This is a genomic window from Seonamhaeicola marinus (assembly GCF_008085455.1).
Genome location: NZ_VSDQ01000291.1, coordinates 1 through 740, shown reverse-complemented (window position 1 = coordinate 740; position 740 = coordinate 1). Strand labels below are relative to the sequence as shown.

The 740-nt window shown below is 31.5% G+C and carries 2 protein-coding genes; one reads left to right on the top strand and one right to left on the bottom strand.

What is annotated here, in order from left to right:
- Positions 1–359, bottom strand: a 359-nt coding sequence (locus FUA24_RS04035) for an aminotransferase class I/II-fold pyridoxal phosphate-dependent enzyme (protein WP_148540159.1), incomplete at its 3' end; no start/stop codon positions are given.
- A 70-nt stretch (positions 360–429) separates the two neighbouring features.
- On the opposite strand from FUA24_RS04035, the gene FUA24_RS04030 reads away from it, so the two are divergent.
- Positions 430–740 (top strand): glycosyltransferase N-terminal domain-containing protein (locus tag FUA24_RS04030; RefSeq protein WP_317131928.1); only part of this gene is annotated, 311 nt, incomplete at its 3' end.

Sequence of the window (740 nt, the reverse complement as noted above, 5' to 3'; positions counted from 1 at the left end):
TTTTTTAGTGCTTCAATATTAATGTTGAAATCATCTTCATTAACATCAACCAAAACAGGTGTTAAATTTAAAAGCGCAATAACTTCAACAGTTGCTGCAAAAGTAAAATTGGCAGTAATAACCTCATCTCCTGGTTTTAAACCAAGCCCCATCATGGCTATTTGCAAAGCATCAGTACCATTAGCACATGGTATTACATGTTTTACACCAAGGTAGGTTTCTAAATTCTTTTGAAATTCATGAACTTTCGGTCCGTTTATAAATGATGTGGTTTCAATTACTTGCTGTATAGAAGGGTTTACAACGTCTTTTATAGCGTTATACTGACCTTTGAGGTCTACCATTTGAATCTTCTTCATCTGAAAAAATTAGAACTCTTTTTTTGAGTTTTTACACTACGAAATTACAAAAAATCATATAGGTAAACCAATGAAATTACGTAAAGAAATGTATTTTAGCAACAAACAAATAATATTGGGTTTTCTTTATAACATTGGTATCAGTTTAGCGGGGTTTGCCTTAAAATGTTTAACACCTTTTAATGATAAAATTAAACTTGGTGTAAACGGCCGCAAACAAACTTTTAATGTGCTTAAAACACATTTAAATAATGAAGATAAAACACTTTGGTTTCATTGCGCTTCATTGGGCGAATATGAACAGGGTCTTCCGGTTTTTAAAGAACTTAGAAACTACCATAAAAATCACAAAATTGTACTAAGTTTTTTTTCACCATCGGG